General features: G+C 68.0%; 16 protein-coding genes. 5 read left to right on the forward strand and 11 right to left on the reverse strand.

Features of this window, described 5'->3' with window-relative positions; genetic code table 11:
* The first annotated feature begins 27 nt into the window (after positions 1-27).
* Positions 28-1,080: a tRNA epoxyqueuosine(34) reductase QueG gene (gene queG / locus ACGHN1_RS01250; RefSeq protein ID WP_390547633.1), complete on the forward strand. Its 1,053-nt coding sequence runs from the start codon at positions 28-30 to the stop codon at positions 1,078-1,080.
* Positions 1,081-1,110: 30 nt separating this feature from the next.
* On the forward strand, positions 1,111-3,270 hold the full coding sequence (locus ACGHN1_RS01255; protein ID WP_390547635.1) for a penicillin acylase family protein: 2,160 nt from the start codon (positions 1,111-1,113) through the stop codon (positions 3,268-3,270).
* Here ACGHN1_RS01255 and ACGHN1_RS01260 read toward each other — a convergent pair whose 3' ends face one another.
* The 8 genes from ACGHN1_RS01260 to ACGHN1_RS01295 form a co-directional block, all read right to left on the reverse strand.
* Positions 3,271-4,497, reverse strand: coding sequence for an NAD(P)/FAD-dependent oxidoreductase (locus tag ACGHN1_RS01260; protein WP_390547637.1), 1,227 nt, complete (start codon positions 4,495-4,497; stop codon positions 3,271-3,273).
* Positions 4,498-4,541: 44 nt separating this feature from the next.
* Positions 4,542-9,263, reverse strand: coding sequence for an NAD-glutamate dehydrogenase (locus ACGHN1_RS01265; RefSeq protein WP_390547639.1), 4,722 nt, complete (start codon positions 9,261-9,263; stop codon positions 4,542-4,544).
* 84 nt (positions 9,264-9,347) lie between these two features.
* A complete protein-coding gene (locus ACGHN1_RS01270; RefSeq protein ID WP_390547640.1) occupies positions 9,348-10,346 on the reverse strand; it encodes an LLM class flavin-dependent oxidoreductase in 999 nt (332 codons plus the stop codon).
* Positions 10,343-11,191 carry a tetratricopeptide repeat protein gene (locus ACGHN1_RS01275; RefSeq protein WP_390547642.1) on the reverse strand — a complete coding sequence of 283 codons (849 nt, stop codon included), beginning with the start codon at positions 11,189-11,191 and terminating at the stop codon, positions 10,343-10,345. The genes ACGHN1_RS01270 and ACGHN1_RS01275 overlap by 4 nt, the downstream gene beginning before the upstream one ends.
* A complete protein-coding gene (locus ACGHN1_RS01280; RefSeq protein WP_390547644.1) occupies positions 11,191-11,934 on the reverse strand; it encodes an alpha/beta hydrolase in 744 nt (247 codons plus the stop codon). Before ACGHN1_RS01280 ends, ACGHN1_RS01275 begins: the two co-directional genes overlap by 1 nt.
* A gap of 46 nt (positions 11,935-11,980) precedes the next feature.
* Complete coding sequence (locus tag ACGHN1_RS01285; protein WP_390547646.1) at positions 11,981-12,181, reverse strand: helix-turn-helix transcriptional regulator; 201 nt, start codon at positions 12,179-12,181, stop codon at positions 11,981-11,983.
* Positions 12,178-12,768: a hypothetical protein gene (locus ACGHN1_RS01290; RefSeq protein ID WP_390547648.1), complete on the reverse strand. Its 591-nt coding sequence runs from the start codon at positions 12,766-12,768 to the stop codon at positions 12,178-12,180. The genes ACGHN1_RS01285 and ACGHN1_RS01290 overlap by 4 nt, the downstream gene beginning before the upstream one ends.
* Complete coding sequence (locus ACGHN1_RS01295; RefSeq protein WP_390547650.1) at positions 12,765-12,938, reverse strand: hypothetical protein; 174 nt, start codon at positions 12,936-12,938, stop codon at positions 12,765-12,767. The genes ACGHN1_RS01290 and ACGHN1_RS01295 overlap by 4 nt, the downstream gene beginning before the upstream one ends.
* 162 nt (positions 12,939-13,100) lie before the next feature.
* Between ACGHN1_RS01295 and ACGHN1_RS01300 the strand changes: the two genes are divergently transcribed.
* The 3 genes from ACGHN1_RS01300 (at position 13,101) to ACGHN1_RS01310 (ending at position 17,752) form a co-directional block, all read left to right on the forward strand.
* The gene (locus tag ACGHN1_RS01300; RefSeq protein ID WP_390547652.1) at positions 13,101-14,759 is read left to right on the forward strand and encodes an alkaline phosphatase D family protein; all 1,659 of its coding nucleotides are present in this window, start codon (positions 13,101-13,103) and stop codon (positions 14,757-14,759) included.
* 228 nt (positions 14,760-14,987) lie between these two features.
* The gene (thrS, locus tag ACGHN1_RS01305) at positions 14,988-17,003 is read left to right on the forward strand and encodes a threonine--tRNA ligase (RefSeq protein WP_390547654.1); all 2,016 of its coding nucleotides are present in this window, start codon (positions 14,988-14,990) and stop codon (positions 17,001-17,003) included.
* A gap of 5 nt (positions 17,004-17,008) precedes the next feature.
* Positions 17,009-17,752 (forward strand): sulfite exporter TauE/SafE family protein, encoded by a 744-nt coding sequence (locus ACGHN1_RS01310; protein WP_390547656.1) that lies wholly within the window; start codon positions 17,009-17,011, stop codon positions 17,750-17,752.
* 18 nt (positions 17,753-17,770) lie between these two features.
* Here the strand turns inward: ACGHN1_RS01310 and ACGHN1_RS01315 are convergent, their stop codons facing one another.
* The 3 genes from ACGHN1_RS01315 to ACGHN1_RS01325 are packed head-to-tail and all read right to left on the reverse strand — an operon-like array spanning position 17,771 to position 20,644.
* Complete coding sequence (locus tag ACGHN1_RS01315) at positions 17,771-17,899, reverse strand: hypothetical protein (protein WP_390547658.1); 129 nt, start codon at positions 17,897-17,899, stop codon at positions 17,771-17,773.
* A 34-nt stretch (positions 17,900-17,933) separates the two neighbouring features.
* Positions 17,934-18,908 (reverse strand): agmatine deiminase family protein, encoded by a 975-nt coding sequence (locus ACGHN1_RS01320; protein WP_390547660.1) that lies wholly within the window; start codon positions 18,906-18,908, stop codon positions 17,934-17,936.
* A 23-nt stretch (positions 18,909-18,931) separates the two neighbouring features.
* Entirely contained in the window at positions 18,932-20,644 is a 1,713-nt protein-coding gene (locus ACGHN1_RS01325) for a M28 family metallopeptidase (protein WP_390547661.1), read from the reverse strand.
* Positions 20,645-20,666: the final 22 nt, after the last annotated feature.

Raw genomic sequence — 20,666 nt, forward strand, 5'->3', positions numbered from 1 at the left:
TGACAGTGAACGGGAGCGCACGCAAGCGTGGTTAATTCGCAATTGCAGGCAGATCTTCGCGACGAGGCTCGCGTGCTGGGCTTCGCCGCCTGCGGTTTTGCCAGCGCCGCGACCGACCCGCTGCGCGGCGAGCGGCTCGAAAGCTGGCTCGGCAAAGGGCGGCACGGCACCATGGAATGGATGGAGGCGCGCAAGGACCAGCGCGCTTCGCCGCAGGGCCTGTGGCCCGGTGCGAGGAGCGTGATCGCGCTCGGCATGAGCTATGCGCCCGATATCGATCCGCTGGCGCTGGAGGGCGACCCCGAGGCCGCGCGCATTTCGGTCTATGCCCGGGGGCGCGATTATCACGACGTGGTCAAGAAGGCGCTGAAGGCGCTCGCCCGCTGGCTCGTGGCGCGCGAGCCGGACAGCGAGCTCAAGGTCTTCGTCGACACCGCGCCGGTGATGGAAAAGCCGCTTGGCGAGGCGGCGGGGATCGGCTGGCAGGGCAAGCACACCAACCTCGTCAGCACGGAACACGGCAGCTGGCTGTTCCTCGGCGCGATCTACACCACGCTCGAATTCGCAGCCGATGCGCCGCATGCCGACCGCTGCGGCTCGTGCCGCGCCTGTCAGGATGCATGCCCGACCGATGCCTTCCCGCAGCCCTACCGGCTCGATGCCAGGCGCTGCATTTCCTACCTCACGATCGAGCACAAGGGCCCGATCCCCGAGGAATTCCGTGCGGCCCTCGGCAACCGCATTTACGGCTGCGACGATTGCCTCGCGGTATGCCCCTGGAACAAGTTCGCCGATGCCGCGCACCGGCATGCCAGGCTCGCCCCGCGCGAGGAACTGACCGCGCCGCGGCTCGCGCAGTTCCTGGCCTTCGACGATGCCGGGTTCCGCCAGTTCTTCTCCGGATCGCCGATAAAGCGCGTCGGGCGCGACCGCTTCGTGCGCAACTGTCTCTATGCCGCCGGGAACAGCGGTTCCGGGGCGTTGGTGCCGCTGGTGGACGGGCTGCGGGGGGACGCGGATCCGGCGGTGGCCGACGCGGCGCAATGGGCCAGCAAACGGTTGACTTCATCCCGGCGATAGGCGCTGTTGTTCTCGACGAGGAGAATAACGATGCGCCGAATTGCCCTGCTACCCATGCTCGCCATCGCACTGGCGGGTTGCGCGACGACGGCGCCCGACACCGGTCCGCTCGCCGCCGCTTCGGCAAGCCAATGCTGCGCCGAGCGGGAAGCGCGGATCGACTGGGATGAATGGGGCGTGCCCCATATCCGTGCCGGTTCGGACGTGGCGCTGCGCCATGCCTATGGATGGGCCCAGGCGCGCGGGCGGCCCGATCAGCTGCTCGAACTGATCGGCACGGCGCGCGGGCGCGGGGCGGAATACTGGGGGGAGGATCGCCTCGCCGAAGCGCAGATGCTGTGGACCATGGGCGTGCCGCAGTCGGCCGAGCGGCTCCATGCGGCGCAGTCCCCCGAATATCGCGCCCAGATCGATGCCTTCGCAGACGGGATCAACGCCTGGTTCGCCGCGCATCCCGACAGCGGCAGCGCGGCCATGCGACAGGTTCTGCCGGTCAGCGGGCCGGATATCATGGCGCATATCCAGCGGGTGGTGAATCTCAGCTTCAACGGCGGGCGCGAACTGGCCCAGGCGCAGCGTTTGATCGCCGGTTCGGCGTCCGCGCCGGGCGAGGCCGGTTCGAACGGCTGGGCGATCGCGCCCTCGCGCTCGGCCAGTGGCCATGCGATGCTGCTGATGAACCCGCACCTGCCGTGGGACGGCATCTTCACCTGGTTCGAGGGGCATCACGTGTCCCCCGGCCAGAACGCCTACGGCGTGTCGCTGATCGGCCAGCCCTTCCCCTCGATTATGTTCAACGAGCAACTCGGCTGGACCCACACCGTCAACGTCTTCGATGGGGCGGATATCTTCCTCTTCGACCTTGCCGAGGGCGGTTATCGCATCGGCGAGGAGGTGCTGCCGTTCGCAACCGAGACCGTATCGCTGAAGGTGCGCGGCGCGGACGGGGCCATGACCACGCGCGATCTGCCGATCCGGCGCACCGCGCACGGCCCGGTGGTGGGCATGGCGGGTGGCAAGGCCGTGGTCGTTAAGATCGCGGGGCTTGGCGATGCCGCCCATGCCCGCACCTTCGATCAATATGCGGCCATGGCCGAGGCGGACAGCCGCGCCGAATTCGAAGCGGCGCTGGCGCAGATGCAGATGCCGATGTTCAACGTCATCTATGCCGACCGCGCGGGCGAGATCCTCTACCTCTCGAACGGTCTCACTCCGGTGCGGGACAAGGGCGATGCGGCATTCTGGGCCGCCCCGGTCGACGGTTCGAACCCGGAAAATCTGTGGACCGAATATCGCCCCTATTCCGACCTGATCCGCGTCGCCAATCCGCCGTCGGGCTTCGTGCAGAACGCCAACGAGCCGGGATACACCGCCACCCTCCCGCTGGTCACCGGCCCGCAGGACTATCCGCAGGATTACCCGGTGCCCGCGCTCCCCGGCCGGCCCCAGCATTCGCTCGAACTGTTGCTGGCGGACCAGAGCATCACCTTCGACGAACTGATCGCCTATGCCCACGACACGCGCTTCGCCGTGGCGGACAATCTGCTCGACGATCTCATCGCGGCGGCGCGCGGCTCGGGCGATGCGACCGCCGGCCGCGCCGCCGAGGTGCTGGCCGGGTGGAACCGCCGGCACGATGCCGACAGCCGCGGTGCCGCGCTGTTCGCGCTCTGGGCCTTCGCGTTCCTGCGCGAAGGGGGAAGCCCCTACGAGCGCGATTGGTCGTTCGCCGATCCGACCGCCTTCCCCTCGGGGATCGACGATGCGAAGGAGCCCGCGGCCGTCGCCGCGCTGGTCGGTGCGGCGCAGATGCTGGAGAAGGCCGGTGCGCCGCTGGACCTGCCCTGGGGCGCGATCGCCCGCACGCCCGACGGCAAGGGCGGGACTCTGCCGTCCAATCTGGGGATTGGGGAATTCGGCGCGTTCCGGCCCGCCTATTTCGCGCCGAAGCCCGACGGAACCGGCCTTCAGTTCCTGGGAGGAACCGGTTGGGTCGCGGCGATCGAATTCGCCGACACTCCGAAGGCCCGCGCGATCCTGCCCTATGGCAATTTCGCGGTGCCGCCCGAATGGGTGCGCGATCAGCACGGGCTCTACGCAACCGGCCAATTGCGCGAGGTCAATTATTCGGACGAAAGCCTTGCCGGAAAGATCCGCGAGAGCGAGACGATCGCCCTGCCCGCCGAGTGATCAGAGCATGTCCTTGAGCACGATGCTGCTGTCCGCCAGCAGTTCGGGCGCGATCTCGGCACGCGCTTCGACCAGCTTGCGGCCCTGCGCATAGTCCTTGGTATTGTTCACGCAATCGAGCGCGATCACGCGCCCGTCGCGCAGGTAGACGACCGAAAACTTCCGACTGGCGGGGTCGCCGCGAACCACCGTGGTGTCGTGATCCAGCGACAGACCCACGGTCTGCAGGCGCAGATCGTACTGGTTGGACCAGAACCACGGCACGGCGTCGTATTCCTGCTTGTCGCCCATGATCGCCCGGGCCGCGCAACTGGCCATGTCGTTGGCGTTCTGCACCGATTCGAGGCGGATCACGGCGTTGTCGGCATAGGGGTTGGCATGCGCGGCGCAGTCGCCGATCGCGTAGATGTCGTCGAGCGTCGTTCGGCAGTAGGGATCGACGTCGACCCCGTTGGTCCCCGACGCCCCGGCAGCGATCAGCGGACCGACCGCGGCGACGATACCGATCCCGACTATCAACACATCGCACGGGAGGGTTTCGCCGGTGTCGCTCACGACCGCGGTGACGCGCCCCGCTTCGCCCTCGATCCGCTCGACGCCGGTTTCGAGCCGCAAGTCGACCCCCTGTTTGCGGTGCTCGTCCTGATAGAATTCGCTCAGCGTCTCGCCCGCCACCCGCGCCAGCACGCGGGACTGGGCTTCGAGCAAAGTGACCTCGCAACCCATCTTGCGCAGCACCGCGGCGGCTTCGAGGCCGATGTAACCACCCCCGACGACCACGGCGCGGCGCGCGCCGCCGAGCAATTCGGCGCGCAGCGCGTCGACATCGGTGACGTAGCGGACCGTGTGTATCCCGGCGAGATCGGATCCGGGGCAGGACAGCCGCCGCGCGTCTCCGCCGGCCGCCCAGATCAGTTTGCGATATTCGATCCGGCGCTCGTCGCCGCAGACGATCTGACGGCGCATCCAGTCGATCTCGGCGACATTGGTTCCGAGTTCGAGCGTGATCCCCCTCTCCTGCCAGAAGGCGGGAGGGCGGATCATGATGCGCTCCAGAGGCTTTTCGCCGGCGAGATATTCCTTGGACAGCGGCGGGCGCTCGTAAGGCGGAACGTGCGAGCGCGAGACCATCGCGATCGTGCCTTCGTGCCCCTGCTGCCGCAGCGCGATCGCCGCCTGCGCGCCGCCATGGCCCGACCCGACGATGACGATATCGTAGCTATCCATCGGTCCCGGGACTCGGCGCAAACGACTGCAAGGTCAAGCGCAGCCTATTTGCCCAGCAGGTTGCGGGCCATGCTGGCGACCTGCGCGAGCATGGCCGGTGCGACCGGGCTCTGGGCCTGCGCCCGCCCGATCATGGTGCGGAAATTGCGCACGCCGGCGGCGTTTTCCGAGACCCACTTTCCGACCATTGCCGGCATGTCCTCCTTGGCACCCTTGCGCCGGGCGAGACGGCGCAGGAAATCGAACCGCATCTGCTGGAAATCGCGCGCGAGACCGCCCACGAGCAGGCGTTCCCAGACATCCGAAGGGCTCATCAGCGCCGAGATCGCCTGCGCCCAGTCGAGCCCCAGTTCCGCTCCCAGCGCGGTGAAGGCGCCGGTCAGGTCGAATACGTCGATATCGGTCTGGCGAGCGAGCTTGGCCAGGCCTACCGCACCGTCCATCTCGAACAGATGGGCGACCCGCGCCGCCAGTGCCTCGGGCGCGCCGGCCTCGGCGAATTCGCTCTGCAGGCGGCTGGAACTGAGCCGGCTCTCGTTTTCGAGGAGGTCTTGAGACGCGGTGGAGAGACGTTCGACACCCTGGCCCAGCGCTTCGAGACTCGCCTGCGGATCGGCCGGATCGACACCGGCGCACAGCAGGTCCGCCATCTGGATGCGCAAGCCCTTGGCGGCGTGGTCGAACAGCGTCAGCCGCGCATGTTCGGGCATGGCGGCACCGTCGATATCGGCCCATAGTGCTTCCATGTCGTAGAGCTGGACGGCGAGCACGAATGCGGTCGCCACCTGCTCCAATGTCGCGCCCTCTTCCTCGGCCAGTTCGAAGGGGTGGACCAGCCCGATCCGGTTGACGATGCGGTTGGCGAGCTTGGTCGCGACCAACTGGCGGCGTAGCCGGTGATGGAGGATCTGCGCCCTGTAGGGCTTGCGCATGGGTTCGGGGAAAGCCTCGATCAACAACGGCTCCAAAGCTTCGCTGGCGGATAGCGGGCCGTTTTCGATCGCGTCCTGGAGCAGGAGCTTGGTGGAGGAGAGGAGCACGGCCAGTTCGGGCCGGGTAAGACCCCTGCCGTCGCCGATCCGCCTGCCCAGAGTCTCGTGATCGGCTAGGCCTTCGGTCCGGCGGTCGAGATTGCCATTGTCTTCCAGCGTCTCGATCAGCCGCAGCTGCGCATCGGCTACCTTCGGGCCGCCGAGTTCGGCGATCGACAGCGCGAGCGCCTGCAGCCGGTTGTCCTCGAGCACGAGCCGGGCGACCTCGTCGGTCATGTCCTTCAGCAACGCGTTGCGCTTCGCCTCGGACAAGCGCCCCGCGCGGCGCGCAGCGGCCAGCGCGATCTTGATGTTGACCTCGTTGTCGGAGCAATCGACGCCGGCCGAATTGTCGATGAAATCGGTGTTGATCCGGCCTCCGCCGAGAGCGAATTCGATCCGCCCGGCCTGGGTGACGCCGAGATTGGCGCCCTCGCCGATGACCTTGGCCCGGATTTCGGACGCGTCGACCCGCAACGTGTCGTTGGCCGGATCGCCGACCTGCGCGTTGTTTTCGTTGCCGGCCTTGATGTAGGTGCCGATCCCGCCGAACCAGATCAGGTCCGCGGGTGCTTTAAGGATGGCCGAGATCAGCGCTTCGGGTTCGATCTCGCTGTCCTCGATAGCGAGCGCCTTGCGCGCTTGCTTCGACAGCTTGATGCTCTTGGCGTCGCGGGCGAAAATCCCGCCGCCTTTCGAAATCAGGCTGCGGTCGTAATCCTCCCAGCTCGATCGCGGGAGATCGAACATGCGTTGCCGCTCCGCCCAGCTCGCCGCCGGATCGGGATCGGGATCGATGAAGATGTGCCGGTGGTCGAAGGCGGCGACCAGCTTGATCGCCTTCGACAGCAGCATGCCGTTGCCGAAGACATCGCCCGACATGTCGCCGCAGCCGACCACCTCGACCGGTTCGGACTGCACGTCGACACCCATCTCGAGGAAGTGGCGCTGGACCGAAACCCAGGCTCCCTTGGCGGTGATGCCCATCGCCTTGTGGTCGTAGCCGTTGGAGCCGCCGCTGGCGAAGGCATCGTCGAGCCAGAAACCGCGCGATTCGGCGATCCCGTTGGCGATGTCCGAAAACTTCGCCGTGCCCTTGTCGGCCGCGACGACGAAATAGGGGTCCTCGCCGTCGTGGATCACCACGTCCTGGGGGTGCACGACCTTGTCGTCGACGATGTTGTCGGTGACCGAGAGCAGCGTGCGGATGAAGGCCTCGTAGCTTCCCTGCCCCTCTGCCGCCCAGCCGTCGCGGTCGAGCACGGGGCTGGGCAATTGCTTGGGATAGAAACCGCCCTTGGCACCGGTTGGCACGATCACCGCGTTCTTCACCCGCTGGGCCTTCATCAGCCCGAGGATCTCGGTGCGGAAATCGTCGCGGCGGTCGGACCAGCGGAGCCCGCCGCGGGCGATCGCGCCCGAGCGCAGGTGAATACCCTCGACGCGCCGCGAATAGACGAAGATCTCGCGCCAGGGGATCGGCTTGGGCAGATTGGGCACCAGCGAGGAATCGATCTTGAAGGCGAGCGCCTCTTCGGCGGCGGGCGCATAGGCGTTGGTCCGCAGGATCGCGTCGATCAGCTGGTGGTAGAGCCGCAGCAGGCGATCGTCGTTGATCGCCACCACCCGCGACAGCCCTCGCTTGATGGCGGACTTGGCCTCCTCGACCGCCTCTTCCCGGCCCTTGCCGGTGCTGCTGCCGAAATCGGGATCGTGCCGGGCCGCGAACAGCGCCACCAGGGCGCGCGTGACCTCGGGGGCTCCACGCAGCGCATCGACCACCGTGTATATGGTGAACCCCATCCCGGCCTGGCGCAGATAGCGGTAGAAGGCACGCAGCCATCCCGTCTGCCTGGCCGACAGCGAGGCTTCGCAGACCAGCCGGTTGAAGACGTCGTTCTCGGCCTCGCCGTTGAGGACTGCGGCCACCGCCTCCTCGATCGCATCGGAGCGCTCGACCAGCGCCGCGGCATCGGTTCCGGCAGGCAGGGTAAGCCGGAAATCGTGGATCGTTCCCAACCGTCCTTCGTCGAGGACGAAGGGCATTTCGGTGTGGACGTGGAAACCGAAATTCTCCAGCGCCGGAACCGCATCGGAAAGCGGCAGACTGCCTTCGGCCTGATAGAGCTTGAGCCGCAGGCAGGCTTCGGTCTCGCGCTCGCAGTAATAGAGACGGGCGTCGCGTTGCCGGGGGGCATCGGAATCGGAATGGACCCCCAGTGCGTGCAGGCGGGCGATATCGGTCGCAGCTTCCTGCGCTCCGAAACGGCCGCGGAAGGGAGTGGGAAAACTTTCCGCCCAGCGCAGCGCGAGCGCCGCCGCCCGTCCAGGCTCGACGAGTTCGGCAAGCTCCGTCTCGACCGCTTCGGTCCAGCCGCGCAGCAACGTCTGGAGATGATGGTCCAGTGCCGCCTCGTCCGGCGCGCCGTCGCCGTCGCGGATGTCGAGCACGAAGCGCATCATCGCGATGGTGCCGCCCTCGACTTCCAGGCTCCAGTCGAGCATGCGCGCCGATGCTCCCTGTTCGAGAAGCTGCTGGATCTGCTCGCGGACCTGCGTGGATAGCATGTCGCGCGGGAGCCAGACGAAGGCGAAGAGATGACGCGCAAGCGGCGCTTCGACCAGCGCCAGTCGCGGGCGGGGGCGATCGACCAGGCTCATCATGGTGGTCGAGACCCGCTCGATGTCCTCCGCGCTGAAGCCGATCAGGAGGTCGTGCGGCAGGGTGGTGAGCGCATGGACCAGGGCCTTGCCCGCATGGCCGCCGCGATCGAAGTCGAGCCGCCCCATGATCGCCTCGAGTTCGCTGCGCAGCCGCGGAACGTCGCGCGGCGGCGCGGCGAGGGCGGCGCTGGTCCAGACGCCGGCATGAACCGAGAGCGCCACCAGCTTACCGTTCTCGCGCAGCGGCAGCAGGAAGAGGTCGAGCGGGACGTGGCGATGGACCAGCGACAAGCGATTGGCCTTGATGATCAGCGGCAGGCGCGTGTTCGCCTCGTTCTCGAACCAGGCGAAGGCGCGTTCGTAGGATGCCTCGGCGAGCAGCTCGCGCGCGCTCCTGCGGCAGATGCCGAGCGGCTCGGAGATCTCGCCATCGCGGCGGCGCACGAGATGACCGAGCTGGGTCAGCATCCCGCCGTTCAGCCAGCGCAGCAGCGCGGCCCCTTCGGGATGGTCCGGCTCGATCCGCTCGGCGTCGGCGAGCATGACCTGCTGGACCTTGGGCCAGTCGGCCACCGCCGCGCGCACGTCGCCCATGGTCTCGCGCAGCGCGCGCATCAGATCCCGTCGCTGGCGCGCATCGACTCGCGGCGTCTCGATGTAGATCATCGATTCGTACGGGGCGTCCTCGGATCCGCCCTTTCCGAATCCGGTGAGGTTTCCTTCCGCGTCCCGTTCGATCGGGACCACGGGATGGACCAGCCGGTCGATCGAAAGACCCGCAGCGGCGATCGTCGCCGCCGCCGAATCGACCAGGAACGGCATGTCGTCGTTTACGATGGCGATCCGCAGCATGCGCTTCTCGCCGCTGGTCGATTCGATCGCGATCGCAGACCGCCGCGTTTCGCGGGTCAGGCCGGTGGCGAGGAGGAATTCCGCGGCTTCGCGCAGCCGCCGCTTCTCGAACGGGGTGTCTCCGGGCAGCAGGGATTCGCCCATGCGTTTTGCGAGCGCCTCGACCAGTCTGGCCGGAGGGGTGTCGGTCCGCTTGGCGGACGGCTTAGTGGAACCCATGAAATCCTCGCGTGGGCGGTCTCTCCTCCGCCCGCAGACAGCTAGCGGCGAGGCCGTGCGCCATCGCCCTTCGACGCGCCGCCCCTAAGCCCGTGCGGCGTCGCCCGCAAGCGCGGCCATCGCAAGTTCGAGCGACGCCGCGCGCGCGGCTGGATCGAAGGTCGGCCCGGCAAAGATCACCTCTTCCGCACCGGTGCGGGCGATGAAGGCCCGCACGCTCTCGCGGACCTGGTCCGGCGTTCCGATCGCGCTCGCCTGGCCGATGTGGTCGAGCATGGCGCGCGCCGGAGCGGGCAGCGTGTCGCGATACCCTGCGACCGGCGGCGGCAGCTTTCCGGGACGGCCGGTGCGCAGCGCGACGAAGGCCTGCATCTGCGAGCTGGCGAGGTGTTCCGCCTCCTCCTCGGTGTCGGCCGCGAACAGGTTCATCGCCGCCATCACATGCGGCTTGGCGAGAGCCGCAGAGGGCTGGAAATCGCGGCGGTAGACGGCGAGCGCGGCATCGAGATGGTCGGGTGCGAAATGGCTGGCGAAGGCATAAGGCAGGCCGAGCTGCGCGGCGAGCTGGGCACCGAACAGGCTCGAGCCCAGCATCCACATCTCCAGCTCGCTGCCGTACCCCGGCGTCGCCCGGATCGGCAGATCGATGTCGCCGGTGAGGAGCGCGCGAAGTTCCACAACATCCTGCGGGAAGGCCTCGGCCGCGGCGTGGAGATCTTTCCGGAACGCGCGGCGCAGTTCCGGCCCGGCCCCCGGCGCCCGGCCGAGGCCCAGGTCGACCCGTCCTGGGAACAGCGCCGCCAGCGTGCCGAACTGTTCGGCGATGTGGAACGGCGTGTGGTTGGGCAGCATGATCCCGCCCGAACCGATACGGATCGTGCTGGTGGCATTGCCGATATGCGTCAGCACCACCGAGGTCGCACCGCCTGCGATCCCTTCCATCAGGTGATGTTCGGCGACCCAAAAGCGCTTGCAGCCGGCTCGCTCGGCCGTGCTGGCGAGGTCGGTGGCGGCGGAGAATGCCTCCTCGAGCGTGCCGCCTTCGCGCACCGGAACGAGGTCGAGGATCGAGTAATCAGTCATTCTGGCGCTGCCTTGCCGTTCAGCTGTTCGAGATATTTTCGCGCAGTCCCGGCCTCGGGGCTGTCGGGTGCAACTCCGATCACCGAATCGAAGCTGGAGCGCGCATCGGCCTCGCGCCCGGCCATCGCCGCGATCACGCCGGCCTCGAGCCCGATCGCCGGATCGCGCGGGGCGAGGTCGGCGGCGTATTCGATCTGGCGCTGCGCTTCGCCCAGCCGTTCGAGCCTGCGCGAAAGCGTGGCCGAGAGCAGCCAGGCGCGCGCGTTGGCGGGGTCGCTTTCCCTTGCGCTGGCGAGCGCCGCGACCGCGAGTTCGTTCTGCCCGGCTTCCACCAGCGCCCGCGCGCGATCGATCGCGAAGCCGGCGCGCATTCTGCCGTCGGAAGCCTCGGCGGCATCCGCCTCGGCGCTCTCGAAATGGACCAGCGCCGCCTGGGCATCGCCCGCCGCCATCGCCGCGTTGCCGGCCATCGCCGCGAGCCGGGCGCGATAGGCGGGATTGGTCCCGCCGATCTCCTCGCGCGCGGCAACGAAGGCCCGCAGCGCATCGTCGAACCGCTCGAGCCGGACCAGCGCCAGGCCCGCGCAATGCGAAGTCTGCGCCAGTTCGAGATCGCTCTGGGCCATCTGGCGCCAGGCCTGGGCGTAATCGAGCGCCTCCTCGGCATTGTTTCCGGCGCTGAGGAGGCATTGCGACAGCCGGCTTTGCTGCCGCGGTTGCTCGGGAACCGCCTGCTCCCGGGACGGCCGGTCGCGCAATTCCTCCGGCGTGCCGGGAAAGGCGTCGACCGCGGGATTGGGACCGACCTGGAGGATCAGCAGGGGAAGGACGGAAAAAAGGAGCATCAGGCGGGTTCCGGCATGGCGGCGAGGATGCGCAGCAGCAGGGCGATGTCCCGTGTCTGCGACAGGCGATGATCGCCATCCTTGACCAATGTCACCTTTACCGCATCCGAACGCAGTGCTTCGGCCAGCCTCAGGCTGATCTCCCACGGCACGTCGGCATCGCGCTGGCCGTGGATCAAATGGACCGGGCAGTCGATCGCGATCGTGCCATCGAGCACGCGGTGCGTTTCCGCATCCTGCCAGAACCGGGCATGGGTCGGCGTGGGCTCCGGACCGTAGGGATTGTCCTCGTGGATCGTCTCTCCCGCAGCGAGCCGCGCCTTCTGCGCCGCGTCGAAACCCCAGTCGGAAAAGTCGGGCGCGGCTGCGATGCCGACGAGCCCGGCGACCCTGTTCCCCAGCGCCTCGGCCACGAGGAGCATCAGCCACCCGCCCATCGAGGAACCCACCAGCACCACCGGCCCCGTCACCCGAGCCTCCACCAGCGCGACCACCTCGTCGCGCCAGCGGGACAATGTGCCGTCGGCGAAATCGCCCGAGCTCTCGCCGCAGCCGGAATAATCGAGCAACATGCATGCACGCCCATGTTCCTCCGCCCAATCAAACAGAGCGCTCGCCTTGCTGCCCGCCATGTCCGACATGTAGCCGGGCAGGAACACCAGCGCCGGGCCCGCCCCTTCGACCATCCGATAGGCGATCCGGCGCCCGTCGGGCATGGTGTAGTGCGATATCGTGCGGCTCATCGCGCACGCTTGTCGCGGTCGGGCGACGGCGATGCAAGCGTCGTCGCTACGAAGACTCCTCGCTGACGAATATGTCCTCGATCCTTGCTTCGAAGATGGCGGCGATGCGGAAGGCCAGCGGCAGCGAGGGATCGTAGCGACCGGTCTCGATGGCATTGACGCTCTGGCGCGAGACCCCGAGCCGGTCCGCGAGGTCCTGCTGGCTCCAGTCCCGCTCGGCGCGCAGCACCTTGAGACGGTTCTTCATCGGTCTCTCCGGTGCTGCCACAAATGACCAACGGCCGTGCCGGCGGCCCAGACCGGCACCGCCCACCAGCCGGGCATGTGCGGCACCAGTTCGAAGGTTTCCAGAAAGCCCCAGAAGCTGCCGATGGCGAGCACGAAGCCGAGCCCGACGAGCGAGGCGATAATCGCGCGGTGGCGCAGATATTCATCCTGTTCCTCGACGATGTAGCGTCCCATGACCCAGATCATCCACAGGATCGGGGCGATCGGCAGCATGGCCAACGCCCAGGTGAGCACGGTAGAGGGCTCAAGGCTGCGCCATGCCCACAAGGCGATGCCGAGCCCGAACATGTAGGCTAGCGAACTGGCGAATATCCCGGTGAGATAGCGCGCCACGGCGGTGCTGGCCCCGGGCCCTTTCGTGGCGCTCCGCCGGGCGCGGCGGAAGACAACGAACATCAATGCGACCGGAACGAGCGCGAGCATGTAGGCGGTGGTGGCATCGATCGCGTCGCTTGCTCTGAGGCCGAGGATCGTCGCCGCGCTGGCCAGCATCAGCCCCCCATACATCGGCCCCCGGTTCGCTTCTCGTTCGCCGGCGACGGTCATGCGCAAGACCCGCATGCCGATTTGCGGGATCGGATGGATCCGACTGCCGCACCGGAGAGGCCTGCCACGATGCCGAACATCGCTCCATCGCTCAATCCCCCGACCCTGCCGAGGATGGCGGCGAGGATCATGGCCGCGGCCCAGAGCACGGATTTCTGCAGCATGGTCATTGGTCAAACTCCCTTTTCAATGTGTAAAGCAACATTGTCAAAAGTAACAGGGAATGTCAAGGTCGCTTTCCGCTATGGCGCGTGTGCTTTCCAAAGGTGGCTCGAAATTTCGTCATGCAAACGTCGCCTGACACGCGCATAAGTCTCGGCGAGGAGATCGATATGCTACCCACCGAACCGCCTGCCGCCCCCCATTTGCCCGCGCTCGACCGGCGCACGTTGTTCAAGGGCGGCGCGCTCGCCGCCGGGATGTTGTCCGCGCCGCTCGCGGCCCAGTTCGGGGCGCGGGGGTTCACGCATGGGGTCGCGAGCGGCGAGCCTTCGGCGGAGGGCGTTCTCCTGTGGACCCGCTACGCCGCGGGTCAGGACACGAGACTGACCTGGGAAGTCGCCGAATCGCCCGAGTTCACCCGCGCCGTCGTGGGAGGGGATGTCGTGGCGGGCCCCGGCAGCGATGGATGCTGCAAACCGCGCGCCACGGGTCTCGAGCCCGGACGCTGGTATTACTACCGCTTCACCGCGCCCGACGGCTCGCATTCCGACATCGGCCGCACCCGGACCCTCCCCGCCGGGCCGGTCGACCGGTTCCGCATGGCGGTGTTTTCGTGCTCGAACCTGGGCTTCGGGTGGTTCAACGCCTATCGCCACGCGGCCGAGAGCAATGATTTCGACCTGGCGCTGCATCTGGGCGATTATTTCTACGAATATGATCCGCAGACCTATCCTTCCGCCGATCAGCGGGTCGAGGGGCGCACCGTCTGGCCGCCGAGCGAGATCGTGGCGCTGGCCGATTACCGCCTGCGCTATGCCAGCTATCGCAACGATCCCGACCTCCGGCGCCTGCACCAGTCCTATCCGATGATCTCCGGCTGGGACGATCACGAAAGCGCCAATGATTCGTGGGAAGGCGGGGCGGAAAACCACCAGCCGGACAGCGAGGGTCCGTGGTCGGCGCGCAAGGCCGCGGCGATGCGGGCCTATCGCGAATGGATGCCGGTGTCGGACGAGCCCTGGGCGGCCTACGAGGTGGGCGATCTTGCCACGCTGTTCCGGCTCGAGACCCGGCTGACTGCGCGAGCCGAGCAGTTTTCGGTCGGCAGGATCCTGTCGGGCCAGGAAAATCCGCAGGAGGCGCTCGCCGCGCTGACTGCCTTTCGAGACGATGGCTATCGCGATTCGTCGCGCGAGCTTCTGGGGATGGACCAGCAGCGCTGGCTGGCGTCGGGCCTCGCCGCCTCGAAACGCGGCGGAAAGATGTGGCAGGTGCTGGTCCAGCAGGTCCTGATGGGCAGGCTGGCGACCCCGCCGGCGCTGGCCGAGGGGCTGCCGGCCGATCTGCCCGACTACGTGCGCCGGCGCATCCTCGCCGGGGCCATGGCCGGGCGCGCCGGACTGCCGCTCAACATGGACGCCTGGGACGGCTATCCCGCCGCGCGCGACCGGGTGTTCGAGGCGGCACTGGCGGCGGATGCCAATCTCGTCAGCCTCGCCGGCGACACCCACAACGCCTGGGCCTTCGACCTCGACCATGCGGGCGCGCGGGTCGGCGTCGAATTCGGCGGCCAGTCGGTGACCTCTCCCGGGTTCGAAACCTACGCGCCCTACCTTGCCAGCGGCGACCTGGAGCGCGCGACGGTGGCGCACAATCCGCAGCTCAAATGGATGGATGGCTCGCGCCGTGGCTACATGGCGGTCGAGCTGACCCCGGAGCGCGCGACCAGCGAATACCGCTTCGTGTCGAGCGTGCGCGAAAGGGGCGCGGGCGTGGCGGCCACCAAGCGCATTTCGACCACGACCGACCGCCGCCTCGATATCGGTTGAGTCCCGGGGTGCGGAGCCCTATTCCGCTTCCGATGATGTACGCGCGGACCGGCACGACGACACCCACCACCCCGGCGCGCCGGGGGCGGATGGTGACGGCCTGAGCCGCACCGCCGCCGCCCGGTTTCGGGCGGTGGGCGTTTCCTCCCGAAATCGAATGCTCCCAAACGCCGCTTCAAGCGCGCGCCTGCCTGTGCCATGGGCGCTCGCGAAGGACGGACGAGACCAATGACGGAAATGCTCAAGATCAGCCTGCCCGACGGTTCGGTGCGCGAAATGGAACGCGGCGCCACCCCGGCGGATGTCGCCGCGGCGATCGGCCCGGGCCTTGCCAAGGCGGCGCTGGCGGCGCGCGTCGACGGGGAATTGCGGGATCTGGGCCGGCCTTTCGAGGGCGATGCCGAGCTGGCGCTGGTCACCTCGCGCGACGAGGAAGACGCACTCGAACTGGCGCGCCACGATTACGCCCATGTGCTCGCCGAGGCGGTGCAGGCGCTGTGGCCGGGCACGCAGATCACCTTCGGCCCGGCGACGGCGGATGGCTTCTATTACGACGTCAAGGCGCCCGACAGCCGCGAGCCCTTCTCGCTCGACGACCTGCCCGCCATCGAGGAGAAGATGCGCGAGATCATCCGTGCCGACAAGCCGCTGCGCCGCGAGGTCTGGAGCCGCGAGCAGCTGATCGCGAAATGGGAAGCCGAGGGCGAGGCGTTCAAGGCCGAATGGGCGCGCGAACTGCCCGAGGACGAGGAGCTGACGGTCTACTGGTCGGGAGAGGATTGGCTCGACATGTGCCGCGGGCCGCACCTGCCCAGCACCGGCAAGCTCGACCCGCAGGCCTTCAAGCTGACGCGGGTGGCGGGTGCCTACTGGCGCGGCGACCAAAACAATCCGCAGCTCACTCGCATCTACGGCACCGGCTGGCTGAACAAGAAGCAGCTCGACGCGCATCTCCGCCGGATGGAGGAGGCGGCCAGGCGCGATCACCGCAAGCTCGGCCGCGAGATGGACCTCTTCCATCTGCAGGAAGAGGCGCATGGCAGCGTCTTCTGGCACCCCCAGGGCTATCGCATCTGGCGCGAGCTCGAGGCCTATATGCGCCGCAGGATGGACGGTGCGGGCTACCGCGAGATCAAGACCCCGCAGCTGATGGACGTGCGCCAGTGGGAACAGTCGGGCCACTGGGGCAAATATGCCGAGAACATGTTCGCCGTGCCCGACATGGTGCCGCAGGTGGACGACAGCGGCGCCGGCGCGCACCCTTCGGTGGCGGCGGATGCCGACTGGATGGCGATCAAGCCGATGAATTGCCCGGCCCACGTGCTGGTCTTCAAGCAGGGCATCACATCCTACCGTGACCTGCCGATCCGGCTGGGCGAGATGGGCTGCTGCCACCGCAACGAGCCGCACGGCGCGCTCCATGGCCTCATGCGAGTGCGCCAGTTCACCCAGGACGATGCGCATATCTTCTGCACCGAGGCGCAGGTGGTCGAGGAAGTCCGCGCCTTCTGCGCGCTGGCGGACGCGGTCTATCGCGACTTCGGTTTCTCCTACGAGATCAAACTTGCCCTGCGTCCCGAAAAGCGGCTCGGCTCCGATGCCGACTGGGACCGGGCCGAACAGGAACTGCGCGATGCCGTGGCCGAAGCGGGCATGGCCAACGACGATTACGGCTGGGAGGAACTGCCGGGCGAAGGCGCGTTCTATGCGCCCAAGCTCGAATGGCACCTCACCGATGCGATCGGCCGGACCTGGCAGGTCGGGACGATCCAGGGCGACCGCGTCCTGCCCGACCGGCTCGACGCAAGCTACATCGGCGAGGACGGCGAGAAGCATCGCCCGGTCATGCTCCACCGCGCCATCTTCGGCAGTTACGAGCGCTTCATCGGCATCCTGATCGAGCACTTCGCCGGGCGGTTGCCGCTGTGGCTCGCGCCGACCCAGGCGGTGGTCGCGACGATCGTCTCCGACGCCGACGACTACGCCCGCAAGGTCGCGGACGAACTGGCCCGGGCCGGCATCCGCGCCGAGCCCGACCTGCGCAACGAGAAGATCAACTACAAGGTGCGCGAACATTCGCTGGCGAAGGTTCCGCAGCTGCTCGTGGTCGGCAATCGCGAGGCGGAGGAGGGCACCGTCGCCATCCGCACGCTGGGCGAGAAGGATCAGCGGGTCATGCCGCTGGCCGACGCGGTGGCGATGCTGCGCGAAGAGGCGACACCGCCCGATCTCCGCCCGGACTGAGCGGCATGGACATCCTCGCCGGTTACGCGCCGCTGCAGATCGGGGTGGCGCTGCTGGCGGCGTTCGGGTCGGCCTTCGTGCGCGGACTGACCGGCTTCGGCATGGCGATCCTCCTGGTGCCGGTCCTGGCGCTGGCGATGGTGCCGGTCGATGCCGTGCTGCTGGCCAACTTCCTCTCGTTGTTCATCGGGCTGGTCGACATCCGACGGCTCGTGCAAACGGCGGAGCGATCCGCGTGGACGCTGTGCCTGCTGGTGCTGCTGTTCACGCCTGCCGGGCTGTGGGCCCTGGCGGTGACGAGTCCCGATCTCGCCCGCTTCGTCATCGCGCTGATTGCTCTGTCGGCATTCGTGGCGATCTATCTGCCACGCGCTTCCGATCTTCCGCCGGGCCGGGCGACGACCGCCGGCGTCGGCGTACTGAGCGGGCTGATGACCGGCTATGCGGGCATGCCCGGCCCACCCGTGGTGCCGTATTACGTCCGGCGCGATCTGCCGCGGGCGACGGCCAAGGCCTCAATGCTGCTGGTCTTTACCGCTGCCGGGCTCGCCGGCCTCGGCTCGGGCGCGGCGCTGGGCGTGCTCGACTGGCGGCTGGCGATCCTCGCGCTGCTGTTGTTCCCGGCGGTGGTGCTGGGCAACAAGCTGGGCGAGCGTGCCTCGGACGCGGTCGGCGACCGGGCGTGGCGGATTGCGGTGGGCATCGTCCTGGGCGGAGCGGCAGGCGCGGCGCTGTGGCGCCTCGTGTGAGCTCGACCCGCTACGAAGTCAGAGCGGGAAGGCGGCCCCCGCCATCACCAGCGAGAGCCCGCAGCCGGCGACGATGATCGCGCGGGCGATCTCCTCCACATGCGTCTGCAGGCGGGCGGATCGGATGCGGGCGGCAACGCGGCTCATGCGTGCATGGTGGGCGCGAAACCCTAAGCGAAGGTTAACCGCCGAACTGCGGCATCTGCATCGAGGCGCAGTGGAACGAGCCACCGCCGGCGAGCACGGCGTCGGCGGGCAGGCCGATCGCGCTGCGCGTCGGAAACAGCTCGCCGATCGCGCGAACGGCCTCTTCGTCGTGCGGCGATCCGTAGATCGGCACCACCACCAGCGCATTGGTGATCGCGAAGTTCATGTAGCTCGCCGGGGCGATATCGTCGCCCATCGTGACCGTTCCGGGGGAAGGCACATCGAACAGCGACAATGCGGTCCCGTCGATCCGCGCCCGCGCCTCGGCATAGACCGCCGCGTGGGGATCGTCATCGCCGCTCGCGCGCGGCAGGGCAATCGCCCCGGGGCCAACGAATCGCGCGAGATTGTCGACATGGCCATCGGTGTGATCGTTGACGAGGCCCCGGCCCAGCCAGACGATGTCGTGGACCCCCAGATCGCGCTTCAGCCGGTCTTCGATTTCCTCGCGCGAGAGATTCGGATTGCGGTTGGGATTGAGCAGGCATTCCTCGGTCGTCACGAGCCGGCCGGCTCCGTCGACGTCGATCGCGCCGCCTTCGAGGATCCAGTCCGCCGTCTCGACCGGCAGCCCGGCATCGCGCGCCAGTTCGGCGCCCACCGTCTCGTCGCCGGCCATGCGGTATTTCCCGCCCCAGCCGTTGAAGGCGAAGCGGCGGGCGCTGCCGTCGCCGAGGACCAGCGGCCCCGTGTCGCGCAGCCAGATGTCGCCATAGGTCCGCCGCTCCAGCCTCACCGCGCCGGTGACCAGCTCGCGTGCCCGTGCCTCGTTGGCTGCATCGCGGACCAGCAGCCGCACCTCCTGCCCGCTCTCGGCCACGGCGTTGGCGAAGCCGGCGATCTGCTCTTGCGCTCTCGGCAGGACCTCAGGCCATTCCTCCCCATCGTGGGGAAATCCGATCCACAGCCAGCGCTGCGGTGCCCATTCCGGGGGGAGGATTGCGGTCATCTTGCGATCCTTCGATCCGGCGCTCAGCAACCGGTTCCCGCCGCGGCGCATTGTTCGTCGCGAATGCCCCGGAATTCGTCGCCTTCCGTCCAGTTGGGCCAGCTGGTGCTCGTCGCCATCGCCCGGCCTATGCGATAGAACAGCTGCAAGTCCTGCATCACGCCGGACCAGTCCCAGCTTTCGTCGAACTCGTCCTGGGGGCCGTGATAGCGATTCTGGCGATAGTCGAGCTGCGCGGCGGCCCCGGCTGCCTTGCCGCCATCGATCAGGTCTTCGCCGCCCTTGACGTAGAGCATCGGCACGCCCCGCTTGGCGAAGGCGAAATGGTCGGAACGGTAATAATAGCCGGCTTCCGGATTGGGGTTGGGCGTGGCGACGCGCCCGTTCTCCCCCAGTCCAGCGTCGAGGAAGCGATCGAGCTGCGATTTGCCCGGCCCCACCACCACGACGTCCCTGCTCGGCCCGGCCATCAGGAAGGCGTCCATGTTGATCCCGCCGACGGTCTGCGAAAGCGGGAAGACCGGGTTCGCGGCATAGTAATCGGCGCCGAGGAGGCCCGATTCCTCCGCCGTCACCGCCAGGAACACCAGGCTGCGTTCGGCGGGCCCGGCCTTCCGGTGCGCCTCGGCCAACGCCACCAGTGCGGCGGTGCCGGTGGCGTTGTCGACTGCCCCGTTGCAGATGTCGTCGCCGTCGGGAGCCGGGGTGCAACGTCCCAGATGGTCCCAGTGGGCGGTGTGCATGACGTACTCGTCGGGGCGCTCGCTTCCCGGCAGGACCCCGATAACGTTGCGGGATGCGAAGGTCCGGATGTCGTTCGCGAAACCGGTCGAGGCTGTCAGGCCCAGAGGCACCGGCCGGAAACCACGCTGCTTTGCCTTCTGCGACATTTCGGACAGGCTGTGGCCTGCCGCCTCCAGGATCCGCGCGCCGACCGCATTCTGCACCCAGCCATTGACCTTGGTGAGCGGGGGCGCGTTCTCGCCTCGCTGGGCATAGGCCTGCGGACCCGACCAGGAAGATTCGACCACGTTCCAGCCATAGGCCGCCGGTGCCGTGTCGTGGATGATGATCGCGCCGGCCGCACCCTGCCGCGCCGCTTCCTCGTATTTGTAGGTCCAGCGTCCGTAATAGGTCATCGCCTTGCCGCCGAAGGGGCCTTCGAGCGTGGCGTTGTCGAAATCGGGATCGTTGATCAGGATGACCGCCGTCTTGCCGGTCATGTCGACCCCGGCATAATCGTTCCAGCCCTTTTCGGGTGCGTTGATGCCGTAGCCCACGAACACCAGTTCGCTGCCTTCCAGACGGGTTTCACCCTCCTCCCGGTACGTGACGCCGACCCAGTCGGTGCCGTATTCGAACGACAAACCGGTGCCCCCACCGGCGATGGTCAGCGGCGCGAAGTCGCGGCCGGTGATCTCGACCAGCGGGACTTCCTGGACCCAGCTTCCCCGGTTGCCCGGTTCGAGACCCGCCGCGCGGAAGCGCTCGATGAGATAGTCGACCGTCTTTTCCTCGCCCTCGGTGCCCGGCATGCGGCCCTCGAAGGCGTCGGAAGAGAGCCGACGGGTCACCTCGACCATGGTTTCCTCGCTGAGCGTGCCGTCGGCGACCTCGGGGATGTCGAGCGCTGCGGTGGCGGCGCCGGCGAGCGGCGGGCCGCTCGTCGCACAGGCGGCAAGCGCCAGCGGGGCGAGCAGGGCGAAGGCGATTCGGCGCGAAGCGAAGGGTGTCATTCGGGTATCCCGGCAGGAGGGA

Origin of the sequence: Qipengyuania sp. MTN3-11, assembly GCF_042851825.1 — a bacterium.
Taxonomy (GTDB): domain Bacteria; phylum Pseudomonadota; class Alphaproteobacteria; order Sphingomonadales; family Sphingomonadaceae; genus Qipengyuania.

Excerpts from the sequence above, each read along its gene's own strand:
- ACGHN1_RS01255 (WP_390547635.1), top strand. The coding sequence starts at position 1,111 with ATGCGCCGAATTGCCCTGCTACCCATGCTCGCCATCGCACTGGCGGGT.
- ACGHN1_RS01260 (WP_390547637.1), bottom strand. The coding sequence starts at position 4,497 with ATGGATAGCTACGATATCGTCATCGTCGGGTCGGGCCATGGCGGCGCG.
- ACGHN1_RS01265 (WP_390547639.1), bottom strand. The coding sequence starts at position 9,263 with ATGGGTTCCACTAAGCCGTCCGCCAAGCGGACCGACACCCCTCCGGCC.
- ACGHN1_RS01270 (WP_390547640.1), bottom strand. The coding sequence starts at position 10,346 with ATGACTGATTACTCGATCCTCGACCTCGTTCCGGTGCGCGAAGGCGGC.
- ACGHN1_RS01275 (WP_390547642.1), bottom strand. The coding sequence starts at position 11,191 with ATGCTCCTTTTTTCCGTCCTTCCCCTGCTGATCCTCCAGGTCGGTCCC.
- ACGHN1_RS01280 (WP_390547644.1), bottom strand. The coding sequence starts at position 11,934 with ATGAGCCGCACGATATCGCACTACACCATGCCCGACGGGCGCCGGATC.
- ACGHN1_RS01285 (WP_390547646.1), bottom strand. The coding sequence starts at position 12,181 with ATGAAGAACCGTCTCAAGGTGCTGCGCGCCGAGCGGGACTGGAGCCAG.
- ACGHN1_RS01290 (WP_390547648.1), bottom strand. The coding sequence starts at position 12,768 with ATGACCGTCGCCGGCGAACGAGAAGCGAACCGGGGGCCGATGTATGGG.
- ACGHN1_RS01295 (WP_390547650.1), bottom strand. The coding sequence starts at position 12,938 with ATGACCATGCTGCAGAAATCCGTGCTCTGGGCCGCGGCCATGATCCTC.
- ACGHN1_RS01300 (WP_390547652.1), top strand. The coding sequence starts at position 13,101 with ATGCTACCCACCGAACCGCCTGCCGCCCCCCATTTGCCCGCGCTCGAC.
- thrS (WP_390547654.1), top strand. The coding sequence starts at position 14,988 with ATGACGGAAATGCTCAAGATCAGCCTGCCCGACGGTTCGGTGCGCGAA.
- ACGHN1_RS01310 (WP_390547656.1), top strand. The coding sequence starts at position 17,009 with ATGGACATCCTCGCCGGTTACGCGCCGCTGCAGATCGGGGTGGCGCTG.
- ACGHN1_RS01315 (WP_390547658.1), bottom strand. The coding sequence starts at position 17,899 with ATGAGCCGCGTTGCCGCCCGCATCCGATCCGCCCGCCTGCAGACGCAT.
- ACGHN1_RS01320 (WP_390547660.1), bottom strand. The coding sequence starts at position 18,908 with ATGACCGCAATCCTCCCCCCGGAATGGGCACCGCAGCGCTGGCTGTGG.
- ACGHN1_RS01325 (WP_390547661.1), bottom strand. The coding sequence starts at position 20,644 with ATGACACCCTTCGCTTCGCGCCGAATCGCCTTCGCCCTGCTCGCCCCG.